19 protein-coding genes and 1 pseudogene are annotated in these 19,919 nt (G+C 57.3%); 10 read left to right on the forward strand and 10 right to left on the reverse strand.

Annotation, left to right across the window (positions count from 1 at the left end):
• Positions 1–56 precede the first annotated feature (56 nt).
• On the forward strand, positions 57–209 hold the full coding sequence (locus IGS16_RS00300) for a hypothetical protein (RefSeq protein WP_297082311.1): 153 nt from the start codon (positions 57–59) through the stop codon (positions 207–209).
• A gap of 274 nt (positions 210–483) precedes the next feature.
• Here the strand turns inward: IGS16_RS00300 and IGS16_RS00305 are convergent, their stop codons facing one another.
• Positions 484–669: a hypothetical protein gene (locus IGS16_RS00305; RefSeq protein WP_068510477.1), complete on the reverse strand. Its 186-nt coding sequence runs from the start codon at positions 667–669 to the stop codon at positions 484–486.
• A gap of 188 nt (positions 670–857) precedes the next feature.
• On the opposite strand from IGS16_RS00305, the gene IGS16_RS00310 reads away from it, so the two are divergent.
• Positions 858–1,439: a Uma2 family endonuclease gene (locus IGS16_RS00310; protein ID WP_297082313.1), complete on the forward strand. Its 582-nt coding sequence runs from the start codon at positions 858–860 to the stop codon at positions 1,437–1,439.
• 124 nt (positions 1,440–1,563) lie between these two features.
• A pseudogene (locus IGS16_RS00315) lies at positions 1,564–2,221 on the forward strand (IS1 family transposase).
• Positions 2,222–2,239: 18 nt separating this feature from the next.
• Here the strand turns inward: IGS16_RS00315 and IGS16_RS00320 are convergent.
• Positions 2,240–2,941, reverse strand: coding sequence for a pentapeptide repeat-containing protein (locus IGS16_RS00320; RefSeq protein ID WP_297082315.1), 702 nt, complete (start codon positions 2,939–2,941; stop codon positions 2,240–2,242).
• Between the two features lie 16 nt (positions 2,942–2,957).
• Complete coding sequence (locus tag IGS16_RS00325; RefSeq protein WP_068510470.1) at positions 2,958–3,599, reverse strand: hypothetical protein; 642 nt, start codon at positions 3,597–3,599, stop codon at positions 2,958–2,960.
• Positions 3,600–3,925: 326 nt separating this feature from the next.
• Between IGS16_RS00325 and IGS16_RS00330 the strand changes: the two genes are divergently transcribed.
• Positions 3,926–6,106, forward strand: a complete 2,181-nt coding sequence (locus IGS16_RS00330; protein ID WP_297082317.1) for a sodium:proton antiporter — start codon at positions 3,926–3,928, stop codon at positions 6,104–6,106.
• Here the strand turns inward: IGS16_RS00330 and IGS16_RS00335 are convergent.
• Together IGS16_RS00335 and IGS16_RS00340 are read right to left on the reverse strand one after the other, a co-directional pair.
• Positions 6,103–6,732, reverse strand: a complete 630-nt coding sequence (locus IGS16_RS00335; protein ID WP_297082319.1) for a hypothetical protein — start codon at positions 6,730–6,732, stop codon at positions 6,103–6,105. The genes IGS16_RS00330 and IGS16_RS00335 overlap by 4 nt on opposite strands.
• Positions 6,733–6,884: 152 nt before the next feature.
• Positions 6,885–7,115 carry a hypothetical protein gene (locus IGS16_RS00340; protein ID WP_297082321.1) on the reverse strand — a complete coding sequence of 77 codons (231 nt, stop codon included), beginning with the start codon at positions 7,113–7,115 and terminating at the stop codon, positions 6,885–6,887.
• Positions 7,116–7,274: 159 nt separating this feature from the next.
• On the opposite strand from IGS16_RS00340, the gene IGS16_RS00345 reads away from it, so the two are divergent.
• Both IGS16_RS00345 and grxC read left to right on the forward strand, forming a co-directional pair.
• Positions 7,275–8,186: a glycosyltransferase family 2 protein gene (locus IGS16_RS00345; RefSeq protein ID WP_297082323.1), complete on the forward strand. Its 912-nt coding sequence runs from the start codon at positions 7,275–7,277 to the stop codon at positions 8,184–8,186.
• Positions 8,187–8,288: 102 nt separating this feature from the next.
• A complete protein-coding gene (gene grxC, locus IGS16_RS00350; protein WP_297082325.1) occupies positions 8,289–8,600 on the forward strand; it encodes a glutaredoxin 3 in 312 nt (103 codons plus the stop codon).
• Positions 8,601–8,645: 45 nt separating this feature from the next.
• Here the strand turns inward: grxC and IGS16_RS00355 are convergent, their stop codons facing one another.
• The 3 genes from IGS16_RS00355 to IGS16_RS00365 form a co-directional block, all read right to left on the reverse strand.
• Positions 8,646–9,344, reverse strand: a complete 699-nt coding sequence (locus IGS16_RS00355) for a uracil-DNA glycosylase (RefSeq protein ID WP_297082327.1) — start codon at positions 9,342–9,344, stop codon at positions 8,646–8,648.
• Between the two features lie 152 nt (positions 9,345–9,496).
• Entirely contained in the window at positions 9,497–10,870 is a 1,374-nt protein-coding gene (locus IGS16_RS00360; RefSeq protein ID WP_297082328.1) for an NAD(P)/FAD-dependent oxidoreductase, read from the reverse strand.
• Positions 10,871–11,293: 423 nt separating this feature from the next.
• Positions 11,294–12,046: a DUF554 domain-containing protein gene (locus IGS16_RS00365; RefSeq protein WP_297082330.1), complete on the reverse strand. Its 753-nt coding sequence runs from the start codon at positions 12,044–12,046 to the stop codon at positions 11,294–11,296.
• 177 nt (positions 12,047–12,223) lie between these two features.
• Between IGS16_RS00365 and IGS16_RS00370 the strand changes: the two genes are divergently transcribed.
• The gene (locus IGS16_RS00370; protein ID WP_297082332.1) at positions 12,224–13,201 is read left to right on the forward strand and encodes a cation diffusion facilitator family transporter; all 978 of its coding nucleotides are present in this window, start codon (positions 12,224–12,226) and stop codon (positions 13,199–13,201) included.
• Positions 13,202–13,265: 64 nt separating this feature from the next.
• Positions 13,266–14,051 carry an exodeoxyribonuclease III gene (gene xth, locus IGS16_RS00375; protein ID WP_297082334.1) on the forward strand — a complete coding sequence of 262 codons (786 nt, stop codon included), beginning with the start codon at positions 13,266–13,268 and terminating at the stop codon, positions 14,049–14,051.
• A gap of 336 nt (positions 14,052–14,387) precedes the next feature.
• Here xth and IGS16_RS00380 read toward each other — a convergent pair whose 3' ends face one another.
• Together IGS16_RS00380 and IGS16_RS00385 are read right to left on the reverse strand one after the other, a co-directional pair.
• Positions 14,388–14,828 carry an Hsp20/alpha crystallin family protein gene (locus IGS16_RS00380; RefSeq protein ID WP_068516410.1) on the reverse strand — a complete coding sequence of 147 codons (441 nt, stop codon included), beginning with the start codon at positions 14,826–14,828 and terminating at the stop codon, positions 14,388–14,390.
• 266 nt (positions 14,829–15,094) lie between these two features.
• Positions 15,095–16,720, reverse strand: a complete 1,626-nt coding sequence (locus IGS16_RS00385; protein WP_367185683.1) for a Ppx/GppA phosphatase family protein — start codon at positions 16,718–16,720, stop codon at positions 15,095–15,097.
• Between the two features lie 545 nt (positions 16,721–17,265).
• On the opposite strand from IGS16_RS00385, the gene hslO reads away from it, so the two are divergent.
• On the forward strand, positions 17,266–18,168 hold the full coding sequence (hslO, locus tag IGS16_RS00390; protein ID WP_297082338.1) for an Hsp33 family molecular chaperone HslO: 903 nt from the start codon (positions 17,266–17,268) through the stop codon (positions 18,166–18,168).
• 390 nt (positions 18,169–18,558) lie between these two features.
• On the forward strand, positions 18,559–19,629 hold the full coding sequence (locus tag IGS16_RS00395; RefSeq protein WP_297082339.1) for an acyltransferase family protein: 1,071 nt from the start codon (positions 18,559–18,561) through the stop codon (positions 19,627–19,629).
• Positions 19,630–19,919 lie beyond the last annotated feature (290 nt).

The following is a 19,919-nucleotide window of genomic DNA, read 5'->3' on the forward strand; positions in this document are numbered from 1 at the left end:
GGGTGATGGGGTAATGGGGCTTTGGATGTCAGGGGATGAGAGGGAGGGGCTTTTCTATGATGGCGCGTTTGGCGATCGCCCTTCCGAGTTCTCCAAATCTCTCAAGCTTTTGGGTGCAAACCATGAGGACTCGGTCGCCCCAGCGGGAAACCCATCTGCCTCATCGGGAATCCGGAATCGCCGCCCCTGCGGAAGAATCTTTAGAGTAGATCTGTAAACTCAAGGAGATAAAACAAGTGTCACGACAACTCAAGCGCTGGGAATCTCCCCGGCGAGAAGGGCGCAATGCCAAGGGCAAAGGCGGCAGTGCCCGCCAGCGGCAACTGCGGAAACAGTTCAAAACGCTTAGCCAGAGGCTTAAGCAATCGGATTCTGACCAACCAAAGCATCGCCCGCCACAGCGCGGCAATCGAAATAACCAGCCGGGGGAGGACGCAACGTTCTCTCCCGTTTTGCTTTCTGGCTTATTTTTGGGGGACTCGCTCAGACTGAGGAATCGTGGGAGGAATGGACATGCAGCGTGGGCAGGCGATCGCCCCGAAATAGCTCCTCGCTGGTCTGCCCCACGGACACCATCACCTGGGCGATCGCCCGCGCCGCCACCAGCCCCGCCAGCAGCGGCACCGTCGCCACGCTCAGCAGCACGTCTTCGGGTTTTAGCTTTTGCATGGGAATTCCGAGAAGAAAGAGGTCTCTCCTCCAGGTATAGCAGGTGATTAGCGGTTCGGGCTGAGGCCGTATCAGGATTGAAATCCCACCGATGCCCCTCTGAACTCGACCCCAGGAGTGGGATAGACTGAAAAGCACCTCGATAAAGCTCGAATCATTTCTAATTCGGGCAATTCTCCTCGCTGCCAATGGACACGCTTACACTTCAGATGCCCAACTCCACACAATTGAGCGACGACCAGTTTTATGACCTGTGTCGGGCAAACCCTGATTTAAGAATTGAACGTTCGGCAACAGGAGCACTCATTTTCATGCCACCCACAGGCGGAGAAACCGGGAATCGCAATTCAGAAATCAATGCAGACTTCGTTATCTGGAATCGCCAGACGCAACTTGGAAAAGTGTTTGACTCCTCAACCTGCTTCAAGCTGCCCAATGGAGCCGATCGCTCACCGGATGTTGCATGGGTTGCGAAGGAGCGGTGGGAGGGTCTGCTCCCAGAGCAGCGAGAAAAGTTTCCCCCCCTTGCCCCCGATTTTGTGCTGGAGTTAATGTCTCCTACCGACAGCCTGGAGGCAGCGCAAGCCAAGATGCGCGAATACATGGACAACGGCGTGAGGCTCGGCTGGCTGATTGACCGCAAGCAGCGACAGGTCGAAATCTACCGTCCGGGTTATCCTCCAGAGATTTTGCAGACTCCGGCAGCCCTTTCGGAAGAGTCTGTTTTGCCTGGATTTGTGCTCAACCTCGAGTGGTTTTGGCAGGAGTAAGCGCAGGCGAAGGGAAAAAGTCAAAAATTAAAAGGTAGTAGATTATCGTAAAGGATACAGAAAAAGGTAACGCTGTCGTATTCGCAGATTTTGGGGGAGTAGGCTCCATGACCATCGAGAGAACCTGTCCAACCTGTGGGTTCACGACATCTCCAAGAACGGCACCACTCGGCGTGGCAAGCAAAACTACAAGTGCCGAGACTCAACCGCCAATTCGTAGAAGATCCCCAGTGGAAGCCGAAAGATAAGGACACCCGGGCTTTCGTCAATCTACTGCTGTTGGAAAAAATTCCATTAGCCGGTATTGCCAGGGTCAGCGGTGTCTCGGATAGCTAGCTCCAGACCTACGTCAACGCGCACTACGAAGCTGTGCCCAAAGCGGCAATCGATGCCGATACCCGAGAGATTATCGGCTGCCACATCGGTGAGCGCTCTCGGGAATCGGCGATCGCCCTCTGGCAATCCATCCTAGCGGTCTATCGACAGTGTGCCAAAGTCTATACCGATGACTGGGAGGCCTATGTCACCGTCATCCCAAGCCAACGGCATGGGGCGGTGGGCAAAGAGAGTGGATTGACGAGCTACATCGAACGCCTGAACATCACCCTGAGACAGCGGATTTCACGGTGGGTGAGGAAGACGTTGTCCTTTTCCAAGAAGCTAGAGAACCACATTGGTGCGATATTGGTGCGATCTGGATGTTCATCCACGACTACAATTGCCGTGTCAGAGAGAAGTTGGCAGAGCGGGAAGAGCTTAGCTTTTCCTCTGTCCTTTGCTAAAAGGCACTACCGTTGAGGCTAGCACTGGGGCGGGCGGGGCTGTAAGGTGGAACGGCTGAGGTCGGTGTCTTGCAGAATTGCGTCCTCTAAAGTGGCATAGCTGAGCGTTGCCCAGCGCAAATCTGTCTGAATAAGCGTTGCCTGTTGAAAATTGGCTCCGAACAGGTAAGCGTGGCTGAGGTGGGTGGAAACCAACTGTGCGCCCTGAAGCTGTGCCTCGAAGAGATAGGCATTAATCAACTCTGTTTCTAGCAGATTGGCTTTGCATAGATTGGCGTGGTTTAGCGTGGCGCGTTGTAGGTTGGCATAGGCGAGGCTGCTGCGCTCTAAATTGGCATAGGCAAAGTTTGTGGCGCGGGCGTTGGCATAGCTGAGGTCTGCGCCGGTCAGGTTGGCGCGATAAAAGCTGGCATCTCGCAGATCGGCTTGTTGCAAGGTGGCCCCAACCAGCAGAGCATCAGACAGGTCAGCCGCCTGAAGCTGAGCGCTGTGCAGGGTTGCCAGCGTCAGGTCAGCACGGCTGAGGTTAGCAGCTCGTAGCAGCGCAAAGGCAAGATTGGCGTTCTGGAGGTTGGCATGGCGCAAATTGAGGCTCTGCAAGTCGAATCCGATGAGGTTGGCATGGCTGAGGTCTGGCGTGATGTCGGGAGCATGCGATCGCCACTCGTTCCAGCGATCGCCCCCCATCCGCAGCAGCGCTATATGCTCGGCGTTTGCCATAGCCTGCTCCCGTGCCCTACTCCTTGCGTCCTGCGTCCGGGAACGGCCGACCCGACGAGTTTTCGATGGCCTCGATCGCGGCGCGAGACCCTGCAATAATGTCCCGTTCTTCGCCCCCCAGATAGAGCCGCCCAAAGCTGCCCACGGAGGAAATTTGCAGGATGTTGATCAGTGCGGCTTTTTCGGCTTCGTTGGCAGCCAGCGAGGCGTAGGCGGCTGGCTCGACCTCCAGCACGTATAGCGTTTGTCCCGATAGCAGCATTTGCCCCCGGCGGTTGCGGTTGATGAGCTGGGCGTGGTGTGGGTCGATGTTGCGGATGATCTGGCTGGAGATGATGCGCGGTTTATAGCAGTCCTGTGCCCGCACGCCCAGTTCCGCCAGGATTGCCCGGCCAGCGGCCTGCGTTTCGCCCTGGCTGCTGGAATGCACCTCCAGCAAGCCATACAGCCGCTCGGTAAACAACACGCCCGGCCGCACGACGGCAGACTTGAGCGCAATGTCCATCAGGCGATTGATTTCAATCCCTGGCGAAATCTCGATCCACAGAGAGGCATCACCCGGCAATGGCAGAAACCCAACGGCAACCGTGCCCATATAGGCGGCGTGCTGAGATTGTAAGCGGTCGATATAAACGTAGCTGCGAAGCTCAATTCCCAAAGCTGGTTACGGGTGAAAAAAACGACAAGCCATTGCCCAGTGTATAGCTTTTCTGGGTGCGGCTGGGAGTGAGCGCAAGAGTTGCGCGAGATTTGCGTGAGAGATTTTTAAGGAGTGCGATCGCCCCTGTAGAGCCAGCCGGATTCCTCTTGTGAAGAGAATTGGGGGCCGCGGGGAAAGCTAGGATCGGTCTATGCCGCCCGTTGCCGATTACAGTTAGAAAATGATGAGTCAGACCCTATTCACAGCCGTCTTCAGATTCAGGCATTTGGCTAAAGGCATTGTGGTAAACCGTGTTTTGGGGCGGCAAGTGCCCACCTGTTGCCATGATTGAGGGATTGTCGCCTACGCCCGAAACGCCGCTGGCACTGATGCTGCAATTTGTGATTGCGGTGCTGGCGGGCATCAGCGGCCAGGTGGTGGCGGCGTTTTTTAATGTGCCCAGCATTGTATTTCTGCTGATTTTCGGCATTGTGCTGGGGGGCGACGGGCTGGACTGGCTGCATCCGCAGTCCCTCGGTGTGGGTCTAGAGGTGATTGTGGCGCTGTCGGTGGCGCTGATCTTGTTTGAAGGCGGGCTGAATCTGGAGTTGCGGCAGCTCAACACGGTGTCGGGCAGCCTGCGGAACCTCGTCACCCTGGGCACGCTAATTACGCTGCTGGGCGGCGGCATGGCGGCACACTGGCTGGGTGAATTCCCCTGGGCGATCGCCTTTCTTTATGCCTCGCTGGTCGTCGTTACCGGACCGACCGTGATCAGCCCGCTCATGAAGCAAGTGCAGGTCGATCGTCAGGTGTCGAGCCTGCTAGAAGGCGAGGGCGTGCTGATCGATCCGGTCGGCGCGATTCTGGCGGTGGTGGTGCTGGATGTGATTTTGAACGGCAACGCAGCGCCGCTGTCGGTGGCTAGCGGGCTGCTGCTGCGGCTGGGCATTGGCGGCGGCATTGGGGCACTGGGCGGCTGGCTGCTGGGGCAATTTCTCAAACAGGCGAAGTTTTTGTCGGAAGGACAAAAGAATCTGGTGGTGCTGGCAGGCGTGTGGGGCTTGTTTGGGCTGGCCCAGAGCATCCGCAGCGAGTCGGGGTTGATGACGGTGGTGCTGGCGGGGTTGGTGCTGCGGGCCTCGTCGATTCCTGATGAGCGGCTGCTGCGGCGGTTTAAGGAGCAACTGACAATTTTGGCGGTGTCGATTTTATTCGTGCTGCTGGCAGCGGATTTGTCGATCGCCAGTTTGTTTGCGCTGGGCTGGGGCGCGGGGCTGACGGTGCTGGCGCTGATGTTTGTCGTGCGTCCGTTGAATGTGGCCGTGTGTACATGGAACAGCGGCCTGAACTGGCGACAGAAGCTCTTCATGTGCTGGGTTGCGCCAAGGGGCATTGTGTCTGCATCGGTGGCTTCTCTGTTTGCAATTTTGCTGACCCAGCGCGGCATCAGCGGTGGCGAGGCGATCAAGGCGCTGGTGTTTCTGACGATCCTTTCGACCGTGTTTTTGCAGGGGCTGACGGCGCGGTGGGTGGCGGAGTGGTTGGATATTACGTCTAAGCAGGCGACGGGCGCGGTGATTGTCGGCTGCAACCCGTTGAGCTTGCTGATTGGGCGCATGTTTCAGGAGCGGGGCGAGTCGGTGGTGCTGATCGACACTGACTTGGCGGCGTGCAAACTGGCGGAGCAGGAGGGTTTGCGGGCGATCGCCAGTAGTGCGCTCGATACCGACGTGCTGGAGCAGGCAGGGCTGGGGCGGGCGGGCACCTTTTTGGCGCTGACCAGCAATGGCCAGGTGAATCAAGTGCTGGCGCAGCGGGCTGCGGAGGAGTTTCAGCCGCCCCGCGTGCTGGCCGTTGTGCCGGGAGATTTGAGCCAGGAGAGCGAACCCGTGGCGATCGCCACCAGTGCTGCTAGCGCCTCCACGACCTCTCCCGCCTCGCCCAAGGTGCAGCCCGCCTTTGTGCCCAAAATGCCGCTGAAAACCTGGAACCGCTACTTGGAGGATCGCGATGTGCGCCTAGGAGAAACCGTTCTTCAGGAGCCGATCCTGGTGGAGCAGCAGGTACATCTGGCAACGCTAATTGCGGACGGCAAGCTGATGCCGCTGCTGGTGGAGCGCGACGGGCAACTTCAGGTTGCCTCGACGGAGGTCTTGCAGGAGGGCGATCGCCTCTTGTACCTGTGGCACAATCCCAAGTCCAAAATGCTGAAACGATTGGGCGGCAGCAACCCCAACGCCCGCCTGATGCCGGAGCGCATTGCCGAGGTGGAAACCTTGCCCCAGCCCTCAGTTGAAATCGAACAGCTTTTGTCGAAATCCATCGCTGCTGCGCCTGTCGCTGAGGAGGTCGAGGGCGATCGCCCTGACTCCACGGTTCCCGTCGATACCCCCGACGACACCCTTGACGAAATCCCTAATGCAATCCCTAATGAACCCAAAGGCGAAACGCCCCAAGCTGCGGCCGATGCTCTAACTTCCGGCATTGCGCCAGACGATGCGTCAGAAGCGCCCGTCTCCTAGCAGTCTGACTGATAGAAGTCTGACTGCTTGACCCAGATTGCCAGACCACCGCCTCGTCCCCGTGCTGCCAAAAAGTGGGGCGTAGCCTGAAAAAAGGCAAAGAAGGGCAACTTGGCGATCGCCCGTGCCGCAAATGCTGCCGCTGATTCTTCGCGCAGGGTGCGCTGCCACAGGGGGCGATCGCCCGCGCCAATTGCCATTTTGGTAAAGTCAAACGCCAGCAGGTTCTTTTTGGACTGAAAGCGGCACGGGCCAGTAAACCGCAGCCACAGCCCGCCCAGGGTCACCTGATTGGTAATCGTGCCTTGGTTTGTCGCTGCCTCATCCGACGCAAAGCCAATCTGCGCGGGCACAAACTGGGGCCAATAAAAGCCCGACCCCAGCCGAATGCCTCGCCTGCGGGCTTTGCGGGCGGTAGTGGTAAAACAAAGCCGCCACTGTCCTAATAAATTTTCAAACGTAAGGGGCGTTTTTTGGTGTCGTGCTGCCGATTCTGCCGCCAGCATGGCTGCCACCAGCGTTTTCGCTGAGGGGCGATCGCCGCCATTGCAAAAGGCCGCCGCAGCCTGAGACAGCGTGGCGATCGCCCGTTCTTCGGTCATCTCCAACGATTGAGAATCAGTCATTTCAGATGCCTGATCACCAGTCAAAATCCACCCTCACTTGCGTCTAGAGCTTGTGACACCGATTGAAAGTCAGCCTGGGAAATCAGCCCTGACAATCAGCCCAGCACTCTCAATCCTAGCGAGAGAGGCAACTGCCCGTCTGCGCCAGCAATCTATTCAACCACCGGCGCACCGGCTTCACCACCAGGCGCATCCAGTTCCAATTCCAAATCTTCGGAATTTTCTAGATAGTGGTTCAGCAGCCGCTTTTCGTAGCGACGATTGCGGCGACGACCTTTGGCGGGCGTGGCCCGCTTGTGCGATCGCTTGTCTACCACCAGATGCTCTAGATCGGAAGCGTCTTCCCAATGCTGCAAGTCGTTCGGCGAAGTGCGTCTGGGCATATTTAGAAATCGGGGAGCGAGAACGGTTCTCCGCAGTCAGGACATCACTCAGGCTTGGCTTTGTTAACTCATATTAAGCTCGGTCTAAGGGTTTTGCTACGGTTCAGGATGAAACTTTGTTAGAACTTACGCAGTTGGACGATCTCCTGGCCGCTAGAAATGACCCATTTGCCCAACCGCATCCCCGTCTCGGTGCTAGTTCCTGCCAAAGACGAGGAGCTAAATTTGCCTGCCTGTTTGGAAAGCCTTGCGCCTGCTGATGAGATTTTCGTGGTGGATTCGCAAAGCGGCGATCGCACTGCCGAAATTGCCGCAGACTATGGCGCAAAGGTCGTACAGTTCCACTTCACTGGGCGCTGGCCAAAAAAGAAAAATTGGGCCCTCGACCATCTCCCCTTTCGCAACGAGTGGGTGTTGATTGTCGATTGTGACGAGCGCATCCCGCTTGCCCTCTGGGACGAAATTGCCCAAGCTATCCAAAATCCAGCCGTCAACGGCTACTACCTAAACCGTCGCGTCTACTTCCTGGGCAGATGGATTCGCCACGGCGGTAAGTATCCCGACTGGAACCTGCGCCTGTTTCGCCATGCCAAAGGACGCTACGAAAATCTGCACACTGACGCTGCCCCCAACACGGGCGACAACGAAGTGCATGAACACGTCGTCCTGGAAGGAACCGCAGGCTACCTCACCACCGATATACTCCACATCGACTATCGGGATCTCTACCACTGGCTAGAGCGCCACAACCGCTACTCCAATTGGGAAGCCCGCGTCTACTACAATCTACTCAATGGCATGGATGAAGCCGGAACATTGGGCGATCGCACGGCCCACTGGCGGAGCAACGCCGTCCAGCGCAAACGCTTCCTCAAACGCCTGTGGGTGCGCCTGCCCTGCCGCCCGCTGCTTCGCTTTATCCTGTTCTACATCCTCCGCTTTGGCTTTCTCGACGGCTACGCCGGATATACCTACGCCCGCCTGCTCAGTCAGTACGAATACCAAATCAGCGTCAAGCTCTACGAACTGCAAAAGCTCAACGGTCGCCTAAATCCAGTGAAAAAGGATTAGTCTTCAGCATACATGCCCTAATTGCCCCCCACAGATTTTCCACAGCTTTCTCCCACTGATTTCAAGCGTCTTTACTAGCGTCTTTATTCCAAGATTCAACCGATGCTCAACAAACTCAACGCCCTCCTGGGCCGCCACCCAGAAACCGTCAAAGCCAACGTTGAAATCTACACCTGGCAGACCTGCCCCTACTGCATCCGCGCCAAGATGCTGCTGCGCTGGAAAGGCGTGAACTTCACCGAATACAAAATCGACGGCGACGGGGCTGCCCGCGTGAGAATGGCTGAACGCGCCAACGGCCGCCGCACCGTCCCCCAAATTTTCATTAACAACCAGCACGTTGGCGGCTGCGATGACCTCTACGCTCTAGATCGAGCCGGAAAGCTAGACGCGCTGCTGAGTCAGGCAGGATAACCCGGTGAGAACTACTCAGAAGTGCCGCGAATCTCAAGGCGAATCTCAAGTGCCGCGAATCTCATCTAGCTTTGCCCGTACCGCCTGAATGTCCTGCCACATGAGCCACTTCGGGCTGCCCTTTTCGCGAGAGGGGTTCCGCAGCAGATAGGCGGGGTGAAAGATCGGCATATAGAAGCGGCCGTCTTGCTCGATCCACTGGCCGCGCACCTTGGTAATGCCCTGCTTGATGCCCAGCAAGCCCTTCAGCGCAGTAGCCCCGGTGAGCAAGATAATCTTGGGGTTAATCAGCCGAATTTGCTCCATCAGGTAGCCCTTGCAGGCATCGGCCTCAGCGGCGGTGGGGGTGCGGTTTTCTGGCGGGCGACACTTCACCACGTTGCAGATGAACACGTCGTCGTCTGTAAGCTGCACCGATTCCAGGATTTTCGTCAGCAACTGACCCGACTTGCCCACAAACGGCAGCCCGGTTTCGTCTTCGGTTTGCCCTGGCCCCTCGCCGACAATCATCACGGGCGCAGCCAGGCCGCCACGCCCAATGACCGCATGGGTGCGATTTTGCCCCAGTTCGCAGCGCTGACACTGTTCGCAGTGCGCCTTCATCTCCTCCATCGAGGCGTAGGTTCCCGGTGGAATGGGGATGCGGGCGCTGGTGGGAATTTGGGACGGGTCGAAGCTGGCAGATGCAGCGGGCGCGGCGACCTCCGCCAGACTGAATAAGTCAATTTGGTCTTCGCTCGCCATTGGATTTGGTCTAGGGCTTGGTGATCAGAGATTAAACCTATGGAAGCTTCATTGTAAAACGAATCAGCAATCCGAACCGTCCAACCAAAACCAGCGCGATCGCCCTACCCTCTTCGTTCTTCCCTCTTCGTTCTTCCTTTTTCCCTCTTCCCCTACACCTCCACCGGCTCCTTCACCCTAGTCCGATACGTCCCTGCGGCCTCTGCGGTCGCCACACCGCCCTCACCCGTAATCAGCCGTGCGCCGCGCTTGCGGGTGAAGTAGTTCCAACCCCACTGGAGCATGACGATTAGCTTGTTGTCGAACTCGATTAGATAGTAAATGTGAGCAAAGACCCAGGCAAACCAGGCGGGTGGCCCAGAAAACTTGACGAAGCCCAGGTCAACCACCGCAGCATTTTGCCCGATGATGGCCAGGCTACCCGGATCTTTATAGACAAAGGGTTCTACGGACTGCCCCTGGATGCGTCGCTGGAGGGTCTTGGCGACGTATTCACCGGCCTGCACGGCGGCCGGAGCGACACCCGGAATGGGGCGATCGCCTTGGTGGGCATAGTGGGCCAGATCGCCGATGACGAAGATATTGGGATAGCCCGCGATGCTGAAATCGGGTTCCACCATGACGCGCCCGACGCGATCGCACGACGCACCCGCCCGATCGGCCAGCACCTTGCCCATGCCAGAGGCTTTTACCCCTGCCGCCCAGAGGATGGTGCGAGCGGTCATTGTCTCAATCAGGGGATTATCCGGCGTGCCGCTTTTCATCGTTACCACGTCACCGCTGTCGCTGGGTTCAATCTGCGTCACTAGGGTTTTGGTGCGGACGGTCACGCCCAGACGGGATAACGATTCGGCTGCCTTTGCCGACAGGTCAGGATCGTAGGGTGGCAGGACGCGATCCATGCCTTCCAGCAGCAGGATGGTGGCTTCTGAGGTGTCGATGTTGCGGAAGTCTTCTTTGAGCGTGCGGTAGGCCAGTTCGGCGATCGCCCCGGCTAGCTCAACTCCCGTCGGCCCGCCGCCCACAATGACGAAGGTGAGCCATGCTTTGCGCTTTTCGGGGTCGGTTTCTTTTTCAGCGGCTTCAAAGGCGACAAAGATGCGGCGGCGCATTTCTAGTGCGTCTTCAATGGTTTTTAGCCCCGGCGCCGTGTCGCGCCACTGGTCGTTGCCAAAGTAGTGGTGGCTGACACCCGTTGCCACAACCAGCGTGTCGTAGGGAAGCTCCTGCTCTCGCAGCTTTAGCACTTGTGCCTGTGGATCAAGATCAACCGCCTCATCCATCAGGACGGTGATGTTTTTGTAGTCGCTGAGAATGCCGCGCAGGGGCGAAGAAATGTCGGCTGGCGACAGCGTGCCCGTTGCCACTTGATATAGCAAGGGCTGAAACAGGTGAAAGTTGCGCTTGTCTACTAGCGTCACCTTAATGTCTTTTGCGCGTCCCAACGTTTTGGCGGCGTATAGACCGCTAAATCCGCCGCCAATGATGACGACGTGGTGCGGTTCTGGTGTTGCGATCGCGTCCATAGGGGTTCTCAGGCGATTCTGTAGGTGAGGACATTGTTCAGGACATTAAGCGCCATGTTAGCCGCCAGACTTGGGGATGTCGTGTGTAACGTTGTACATTTACGGCATCTCTGCATAAATAAAAGCTTTAAAAATTTGGGCGGTTCTCCGCTGCCGAGCCAGCAGTCTTGGGGGGAGCTTCCCCCCAAAACCCCCGCTTGGGAACCCGCTTCCCCCAAACCCCCTCCGAAGGGCGCTTCGGTGAGTTAGAGAGAGGTCGCTTCGCGTTGCACGGGTGACGAGGGCGATCGCCCATGTCTTTTGCAAAAATTGCCTGCCTCTGGAGCACTTTCTCAGTGCGATTTCTCAGGGCGATTTCTCAGAGCAATTTCTCAGAGCAATTTCTCAGAGCAATTTCTCAGAGCAATTTCTCAGGGCAATGCCTCACGCGAAGGCGGCTGTGAGCCATGTGGCAAGCCAATAGACCAGCGGTGCGAGGAAGGGGGCTGGCAAGAAGGAGCCGACGCGCACCTTGCCGATTTCTAGCAAGTTCAGCCCGATAGACAGAATCATGAGTCCGCCTACGCCCGTCGCCAGCAGCACGGGCGGCGAACTGGCAGGATCGGGGAGCGCGCGGGCCAGGAGTCCGGCGGCTAGGGACAGGCCGCCTTGATACAGCAAAATTGCCAGGGTCGAGAAGCCAACGCCGATGCCGTAGCTGCCTGTGAGGGCGATCGCCGCCAGTCCATCCATCGTCGCCTTCAGCGTCAGCAGCCGCGCATCGCCCACTAGCCCGTTGTTTAGGCTGCCGATCATGGCCATCGGGCCAATGCAAAACAGCAGACTGGCGGTGACAAAGCCATCGGTAAAGCGACCCTTGCCTTTGACCCGATGTTTCAGCCAGTCTCCGGCGATCGCCAGCCGTTCCTCAATCTGCCACCACTCGCCCAGCAGCCCGCCTGCCACCAGCGCCAACAGCCCCAAAATCACGCCGTCTACAATGCCGCCCCTGGCCTGGTTCAGGCTGCCTGCCATGCTGATGCCGATAAACAGCGTTGTCAGTCCCAGTCCTTGCTTGATCACCCGCTGCATCCGCTCTGGCAAGTGCCCGGTGAGCAGCAGCCCCAGGGCAGTCCCCAGTAGAACCGTGGCAACGTTGATCCAGGTGCCGCTGGTTTTTGCCCAAAAATCTAGCATGGGGTAAAGGTGACGGGGTAATGGGGCGAACTGCGAAGCTGGAGAAAACCCTCCAAAATCACCTTATCCCATCCGCTCCCCACTGCTTCTGCGGTCTAGCCGGAACCCGCCGCCCCCGTCCAGCGTCGTGGCTGCTCAGGGAATTCTGTGGGATGATCCTAGAAAAGGTCTTTTGCTGTGTTTTCCGCCTTCATGCATACTGCCGCCTGCCCAGAGGGCTGCCAAGCGCCCCATCCCCACACGGTGGATGCCCAGAAAAAAGCAAAACTGCTGTGGATGGCGCTGGGGCTGATTGGCGGGTTCTCGCTGGTGGAACTGGCGGTCAGCCTGTCGAGCCACAGTCTGGCGCTGCTGGCAGAGGCGGGGCACATGCTGTCGGATGTGGCGGCACTGATGCTGGCGCTGCTGGCAACCTGGATTGCGGGCTGGCCGCCGTCGGCGCAGGCTCCCTTTGGCTATCGGCGGGTGGAAATCCTGGCGGCGCTGGCAAACGGGCTGGGGCTGGTGGCGATCGCCCTCTGGATTGGCTGGGAAGCGGTCGAGCGGCTGCACCATCCCGATGCAGAAATTTTGGGACTGCCCATGCTGATTACGGCGGCCGTGGGGCTGGGGGTGAACCTGCTGAATGCCTCCCTGCTGCACGACCACAGCCACCACGACCTAAACCTGAAGGGCGCATTTTTGCACATGGTGTCCGATGCGATTGGGTCGCTGGGCGTGATTTTGGCGGCGATCGCCGTCTGGCTCTTTGGCTGGACGTGGGCCGACGGAGCCATTAGCCTAGTCGTTGCTGCGCTCATCTTGGCCGGAGCCGTGCCCCTCATCCGCCAAAGCCTGAACATTCTGCTGGAACAAGCGCCCGCCTACCTTGACCCCGCCGCTGTGCGGGCGCATCTGCTGCAAACCGAAGGCGTGCAGGCAGTGGAAACGCTGCGACTATGGGCGATCGCCCCAGGTCAGGTGGCTCTCACTGCCCACCTGACGGTGAACCCGCAGGATGGCCCAGAGCGCGATCGCCTCTTGCAAACCCTGCAAGCTTCCCTGCAAACCACCTTCGGACTGACCGACACCACGCTCCAACTGGCTGCCCCGCCCGCTACACCCCGAGTGAATCTATCGATGCCACCGAGCCTGGAACTGGTGGTAAAGGAATGATGCAGTCATGGAGTGACGGAGGGATGCAGTAAACTACTCATCACGCCCTCTCCCGCGCTCCCGCATGAAGATCGCCACCTGGAATGTCAACTCCATTCGCACCCGTCTGGAACACGTCATTAACTGGCTGACGGAAAATCCGGTGGATGTGCTGTGCGCTCAGGAAACAAAGGTGGTGGATGCTGACTTTCCAATGGCTGCGTTTACCGATCTGGGGTATATCTGCTACGTCTCTGGGCAAAAGTCCTACAACGGTGTGGCGCTGATCAGCAAAACGCCGCTGGAGTCGGTCAGTTGTGGGTTCGAGCCTGTGCTAGGAGGGGCGATCGCCGCGCCGTTTGATGAACAGAAGCGAGTCATCACAGGCGTTCTCGATCAGGTTCGCATTGTTAACCTCTACGTGCCCAACGGTTCCAGCGTCGGCAGCGACAAATACACCTACAAGCTAAACTGGCTGGCGGTGCTGCGCGAGTATTTGGCAAAGCTGCTGGAGGAGAATCCCAAACTCCTGGTTTGCGGCGATTTCAACGTGGCGCTGGAAGATCGAGATATCCACGACCCCACCGGGCGCGAAAAAGAAGTCATGGCTACCGATGCCGAACGGCAGGCGCTGCGGGCCATTCTCGACTTGGGGTTGGCGGATGCGTTTCGCAAGTTTAACCAGGAAGACGGACAGTTTAGCTGGTGGGACTACCGCGCCGCCGCCTTTCGCCGCAACTTGGGCTGGCGTATCGACCACCACTACCTCAGCCCGCCGCTCTATGCCGAGGCCAAAAGCTGCATCATTGACAAAGCGCCCCGCAAGCTGGAAAAGCCCAGCGACCATACGCCAGTAATCGTGGAGTTGTAAATTGCGTAAATTGCGTGAATTGCCTAAATCGCTAGTGAGGTTTTCCGCTTTTTGCGCTGCACATCACACTGTCAACAAAAACCAGGACTATCGTCTGGCTGCGTAAGTCCAAAAAAAAGAGAGCAACTCCATTGCCCTGTCAGCCCTAAGGGTAAATGGCTCGTTGCTCTCTAGGTTCAACGTGAGATTGCTGAGCCAATAGCAGCGCAGCGACTCACGCTTGAGGAGGTCTTCAGTAAGTGACCTCTTGCGTGCTGTTTACCAGCTAGACGGACTATCTTGGCTCGCTGCAACCCCGGCGGGGGAAGCAGCCGGGAGGTTACCTAGAACGCTCCCTCAGCCAAGGCTCACCTTGACGACGCGATTTTTTTCTTCCTCGGCCTTCGGCAAGGTTAGGTTCAAGATACCGTCCTTGTATTCAGCCGTTACCTTATCGTTTTGGATGCGGCTCGGCAACGGAATCACCCGCTGGAACTTGCCATAGCGGAACTCCGTTCGGGTCATGCCTTTTTCTTCGGTTTTGCTTTCCGACTTGCGTTCGCCGCTGATGCTAACGGACTCTGCCGAAACCTCAACATTGAGGTCTTTGGCATCCATGCCAGGAACTTCCAGCCTCAGGTGAATCGCTTCACCCGTTTCTTCCATCTCTGCCAGCGGCATGAAGCTGGTCAGCTTGTGGTTTTCTGTAGTCGCTGGCAGGAACTCATCAAACAGCCGATTCATTTGCCGTTGTAGCGTTTCAATCTCACGGAATGGTTCCCATCGAACGAGTGCCATATCCATCGCCTCCTAGAGACAGTAGTTTGAGAATGTGGAATTAACGCTAGTTAGGGTTATCGTCTGAGTCGTTGCCTCGCCAACACTTCCGATAAGGGAGTGAGCTTTTGTTGGTTTAGCTGGTTGGTTGGACGGGGCGTTTCCGAACCTCAGACGACTGATGGCTGACAGTCATTATGGTATGGCAAGCGATTCAGGAGTGGGGGTCGGTTTTTTGGACTCGCTGGGTTCTCATTCCCGTACCAAACCGCTCTTTCATCACAGCCCTAGGTCAAGTAGGAGCCAGCGTCAGGGGGCAACGGCACTAGCTGAGGCACGACTTTCAGCCCAAATTCTTCTTCAAAACAGCCCTTTTTGCCATCCAGGCTCCACAGTTCCAGAGCGCAGTCGTCGTTGGGGTGGGTTGGATGGATTAGCAGGCGAAACTCCTGCTGAGCAGGCACTACCTCGCAGGTGATGCGGTCGATCGCGCCGATTTGGCGACGATCCAGGGCGACCGCCATCCGCAGCAGCGTGTTGAGCTGTTCGACGACTTTTCGGTGTTTCTTGGTGGTCAGGCTGCGGTAGTTGTCGTGCTTTTTCTTGGGACAGCTTTTGCGGTGATAGCGAGACAAATTGGCGATCGCCTCAATTTCAATTTCCGTATAGCCTAGTAGGTCGCCATTGCGAATCAGGTAGTAAGAGTGCTTGTGGTGGGCAGAGTGGCTGATAAAGTGTCCACAGTTGTGCAACATGGCGGCTGCCCACAGCAGCTCTCGCTCCTCGTGTCCCCAGTTGTGTAAGATGCCCTGGGTCTGGTCAAACAGGCTGAGGGCTAGGGTCGCCACCCGTTCAGCATAGGGCAGGTTCACCTGATATTTCTGGGCAGCCCGGAGGACGCTGCGCTGGCGGATGGAGCTTTGGAAGCGCAGACGGTCTTCGATTAGCCCGTGGGTCAGCATCCAGTCCACCACCAGTCCTTCTCGGAGCGATCGCTCGCAGATCGTTACCGAATCCATCCGCAGTAGCTCCATCGCTTCCTGCAAAATCAGCGCCCCCGCCACGATAATCTCTGCCCGCCGATCCGACATTCCTGGCAGGGCGGCTCGCTCGGCCATCGTCATGCGGCGCAGCCGAGTCACCATTTCGCGCAAGTCCGCCAAGGGAATTTGATAACCATGCAGCGGATCGGGCACGGTGCCCGTGTGCTCGCGGGCGTGCAGGGCGGCCAGCGTCTCAATGGTGCCGGAGGTTCCCACCAGGCGGGGCATTTCCCCAGCGCGAACTTTGCTCAGCAGTTCGTCCACCGATCGCTCCAGCATCCCGCGCACATAAGCCCGCAAGTAGTTAAACTCGCTGCTGCTGATGGGGTCGGTGCTGACCATTTCCGTCGTCAGCCGCACTGCGCCGACCTTGGTGCTGGTGAGGCAGCGCGGCTCATGGCCGTCGCCCAAGATTAGCTCCGTCGAGCCGCCGCCGATGTCGATAATCGCGTGGGGCTGCTCATTAAACGCCACCCCCGACAGTACGCCCAGATAAATTCGCCGGGCCTCTTCCTGACCCGAAATCAGGTCAATCTCTAGCCCCAGTTCGTTTTCCACCAGTTGCAAAAAGTCGCGTCCGTTGGGGGCTTCGCGCACAGCGCTGGTGGCTACAGCCACGATTGCCTCAGCGTGGTGCAGATGAGCAATGTCTTGGCAGCGCCGCAAAGCAGCGATCGCCCGTTGCATGGCCGCCTGAGTCAGGTTGCCCGTGGCGCGATCGCGATCGCCCAGACGCACCGTCGTTTTTTCTCGATTAATGATGGTGAATGCGGGCAGCGTGGGGTCAATCGTAACAACCACCATGTGGATTGAGTTCGTCCCTACGTCAATCGCGGCTAGGATGCGATCTTGAATCACGGCAGAAGACATTGGGGTTGGCAGCACACTGCTGCGCTTAGAGAACACACTAATCATCCGGAGATCCAGGGTTAGAGAAGCACAGGAGCAAGCTTGGAGTCCACAGCCTGTTGCAAGCCCAGTGCCAGGGCAGCAAACGCCGTTTTACGAACAGATGGGTATTCACAGGTTTGTAGACTAGGGCGATCGCAGTTCAGTGCCCCAGCGAACTTGTGTTGTCTTTCGCTATTTCTAGTCGCTAGTTTCCGGTCGCCAGGTCTACACTAAGGCGCTTGTATCCGCAGTCATACAGACAGATTCAAGTTTCAAAAAACCTGATCCGGTCATTTCTCAAAACCCCAAACGCTTTGGGATTCCAGAGACTTGCCTTTCAGAAGCTATTTATACCGTTTATTCAAAATCTAGACTCCGTTGAATCACTTAATGGATTACCTAGAGTTTCCCCAATCTTAGCCCGACACTCAGCGCAAAATCATGAATTCCTGACGAAGCATTCATTCAAACTGACCCGCCCCTAAATCGGTAAAATAGGAGGGTGTATTAAGAAGTATTTCAACATGGCAGATCAGCTCGTGCGGGCAACCGCAGCCAGAGGCGGCATTCGGGTTGTGGGCGCAGTCACCACCCGCCTCACAGAAGAGGCCCGCCAGCGCCACAAGCTTTCCTACGTCGCCACGGCTGCCCTGGGGCGGACGATGGTTTCCGGGCTGCTGCTGGCCTCCAGCATGAAGCGGCCCGAATCGCGGGTCAATATTCGTGTGCGCGGCAACGGCCCCTTGGGGGTGGTCTTTGCGGATGCGGGGCTAGATGGCACCGTGCGCGGCTATGTGCAAAATCCTGGGGTAGAACTCCCTACCAACAGTCGGGGGAAACTCGACGTGGGCGCGGCGGTTGGCTCCGAAGGATTTCTCTACGTGGTGCGCGACATCGGCTTTGGCTATCCCTATTCCAGCACGGTGGAACTGGTGTCGGGTGAGATTGGCGAAGACGTAGCCAACTATCTGGTAACCTCGGAGCAAACGCCCTCAGCGCTGCTGGTCGGCGTGTTTGTCGATCCTGATGGCGTGACGGCGGCAGGCGGGATGCTGGTGCAAGTGTTGCCCAAAGCCGCCCGCGAGGAAGCCCTAGTCGAAAAGCTGGAATCTCGGCTGGCAGCGCTGTCTGGCTTTACTAGCCTGCTTAACGAAGGCAAAACCCTGCCGCAGATTTTTACGGACTTGATGGGCGATATGGATCTAGAAATCCTGCCTGAAAGCCAGATGCTGCGGTTTCACTGCGGTTGCACGTTTGACCGGATGCTGGGCGCACTCAAGCTTTTGGGCGAAGAGGAACTGCGCGACATGATCGCCAAGGACGACGGCGCAGAAGCCACCTGCCATTTTTGCAATGAGGTCTATCGGGCTAGCAGCAACGAGCTAGAGCAGTTGATTCAGGAGTTGCAAACCGAATCGGTTGGCTAGCCGCCGACGCTTCGCTGCGAAACCGATGTCTCAAACCGGGCTGTTGAATCTTGACGGCCCGGTTTTATTTTTTGCCGGTTTTATTATCTCGCTGTAAATTATTCTGCTACAGGCCGACCGTTACGGGGCGGCTGCCGATCTGCCGTTTATCTACCGTCCAGAAAATTGTTGTGCAGACTATTTCAGAACTTTGCGATCCTCCTTTAAGATCTGGAAGAACTGTAAATATACGTAGGCAAGTCCTAGAAAAACTACTGAGAGGGCTAGAGGGCGATCGCCCTTTCTATGCACTCTGCTAAACCCCCAAATCTACACACTGCTGGATCTGTGCTGTCTTTGAATCCAAGCCCTGATGGGCCTCCCGTTCATCACTCTTGAGCAATCGACATCATGAATCCGCCAGGCATTTCTACACTCGATCGGGCGACGGTTGACGCATCCTGCACCGGCGCTCAGTCCCAGCGCATCACTTTGATTGACTATGCAAAGGGCATCGGCATCTTTCTGGTGGTTCTGGGGCACGTCCTCCGGGGGCTAACTGGCACTGTTTTGCAAGAAAACGCCCTGACTCAAGCCCTCGACCAGTGGATCTATGCCTTCCACATGCCCCTGTTCTTTTTTCTGTCTGGCTACCTCGCCGAGCGTTCTGTCTCAAAACCGCTCGGCACAGTGGTTTCTAGCAAACTGCGGGCGATCGCCTATCCCTATTTCCTGTGGTCGGCGATTCAGGAAACGTTGCGCCATCTCGCAGGCATCAGCGACCAGCCCCTGAGCAGCCTTTGGCGCATCGTCTATTCCCCAATTTTGCAATTCTGGTTTCTCTACGTCTTGTTTGCGGTTTCGCTCGTGTACCTGCTGCTGCGAAAGCTGAAGGTTCCTGTTGCAGTGTGCTTCGCAGGATTTGCGCTGCTGTTTGCCTCCGAGTTTGTCGACCTCAGCCTTGGCCCCTGGCCGGTGCTGTATATGATTCGGCTCAACGCGGTTTACTTTGCCTTGGGGGCGATCGCCAGCGGGGTTGATTGGGTTGGGCGGCTGCAAAAGGTGCAGCGTTCGATCCTGCTGCCCAGCGCCTTTTTTGGGTTCAGTCTCATTGCGCTGGCTGCCATCGTCAATCTGACCAGCCTCGAAGCCTGGCTGTTTCCGCTGGCGGTGCTGGGTATTGTTGCCAGCCTGTCGCTTGCCGCTTATCTAGAGGATCTCCAGCGAATTTCCTTTCTGCAAACTTGGGGGCTGCGCTCCTTAGAAATTTTTGTGGCTCATACGATTTTTACTGCCGCAACCAGGATTGTCCTGCAAAAAGGGATGAACCTTAACCAGCCTGTCATTCACATCATTGTGGGCACAGCCCTTGGACTGGGCGCGTCTCTGTTGCTATATCGTCTGTCTGTGCAGCTTCGCATTCTATGCCTATTTAGATTGCAGCCCCCCTCTGCCAGTAGCTTTTCGCCCAAAATCTCTTAGAATCAGGACTTATGGCAATTCTTGATTTTGGATTTGCGATTTTGGACTTGCGATTTTGTAATCAGTCTATGCATATTCGCGGCCTCGAGCAGTTTTATCCGGAGCGCCACGGATGAAGGCTGGTGTTAGGTGCCTGCGGTGAGAGCCTCAGGGCTGCCAGGTCAGCATCAACCCCGGCGGACGGGGCTGAGTCAGGTGAGCAAGCTGACAGTCAAACCCGTTGAGTTCCGCTATTCTCTGGAAACGGGTTAGCCTGGATGCACTAGAATAGCGACTGCCAGGGCGCTAAG

Origin of the sequence: Thermoleptolyngbya sp. C42_A2020_037 (assembly GCF_015272455.1) — a bacterium.
Classification (GTDB): Bacteria; Cyanobacteriota; Cyanobacteriia; order Elainellales; family Elainellaceae; genus Thermoleptolyngbya.

Excerpts from the sequence above, each read along its gene's own strand:
- IGS16_RS00300 (WP_297082311.1), top strand. The coding sequence starts at position 57 with ATGATGGCGCGTTTGGCGATCGCCCTTCCGAGTTCTCCAAATCTCTCA.
- IGS16_RS00305 (WP_068510477.1), bottom strand. The coding sequence starts at position 669 with ATGCAAAAGCTAAAACCCGAAGACGTGCTGCTGAGCGTGGCGACGGTG.
- IGS16_RS00310 (WP_297082313.1), top strand. The coding sequence starts at position 858 with ATGGACACGCTTACACTTCAGATGCCCAACTCCACACAATTGAGCGAC.
- IGS16_RS00320 (WP_297082315.1), bottom strand. The coding sequence starts at position 2,941 with ATGGCAAACGCCGAGCATATAGCGCTGCTGCGGATGGGGGGCGATCGC.
- IGS16_RS00330 (WP_297082317.1), top strand. The coding sequence starts at position 3,926 with ATGATTGAGGGATTGTCGCCTACGCCCGAAACGCCGCTGGCACTGATG.
- IGS16_RS00335 (WP_297082319.1), bottom strand. The coding sequence starts at position 6,732 with ATGACTGATTCTCAATCGTTGGAGATGACCGAAGAACGGGCGATCGCC.
- IGS16_RS00340 (WP_297082321.1), bottom strand. The coding sequence starts at position 7,115 with ATGCCCAGACGCACTTCGCCGAACGACTTGCAGCATTGGGAAGACGCT.
- IGS16_RS00345 (WP_297082323.1), top strand. The coding sequence starts at position 7,275 with ATGACCCATTTGCCCAACCGCATCCCCGTCTCGGTGCTAGTTCCTGCC.
- grxC (WP_297082325.1), top strand. The coding sequence starts at position 8,289 with ATGCTCAACAAACTCAACGCCCTCCTGGGCCGCCACCCAGAAACCGTC.
- IGS16_RS00355 (WP_297082327.1), bottom strand. The coding sequence starts at position 9,344 with ATGGCGAGCGAAGACCAAATTGACTTATTCAGTCTGGCGGAGGTCGCC.
- IGS16_RS00360 (WP_297082328.1), bottom strand. The coding sequence starts at position 10,870 with ATGGACGCGATCGCAACACCAGAACCGCACCACGTCGTCATCATTGGC.
- IGS16_RS00365 (WP_297082330.1), bottom strand. The coding sequence starts at position 12,046 with ATGCTAGATTTTTGGGCAAAAACCAGCGGCACCTGGATCAACGTTGCC.
- xth (WP_297082334.1), top strand. The coding sequence starts at position 13,266 with ATGAAGATCGCCACCTGGAATGTCAACTCCATTCGCACCCGTCTGGAA.
- IGS16_RS00380 (WP_068516410.1), bottom strand. The coding sequence starts at position 14,828 with ATGGCACTCGTTCGATGGGAACCATTCCGTGAGATTGAAACGCTACAA.
- IGS16_RS00385 (WP_367185683.1), bottom strand. The coding sequence starts at position 16,720 with ATGTCTTCTGCCGTGATTCAAGATCGCATCCTAGCCGCGATTGACGTA.
- hslO (WP_297082338.1), top strand. The coding sequence starts at position 17,266 with ATGGCAGATCAGCTCGTGCGGGCAACCGCAGCCAGAGGCGGCATTCGG.
- IGS16_RS00395 (WP_297082339.1), top strand. The coding sequence starts at position 18,559 with ATGAATCCGCCAGGCATTTCTACACTCGATCGGGCGACGGTTGACGCA.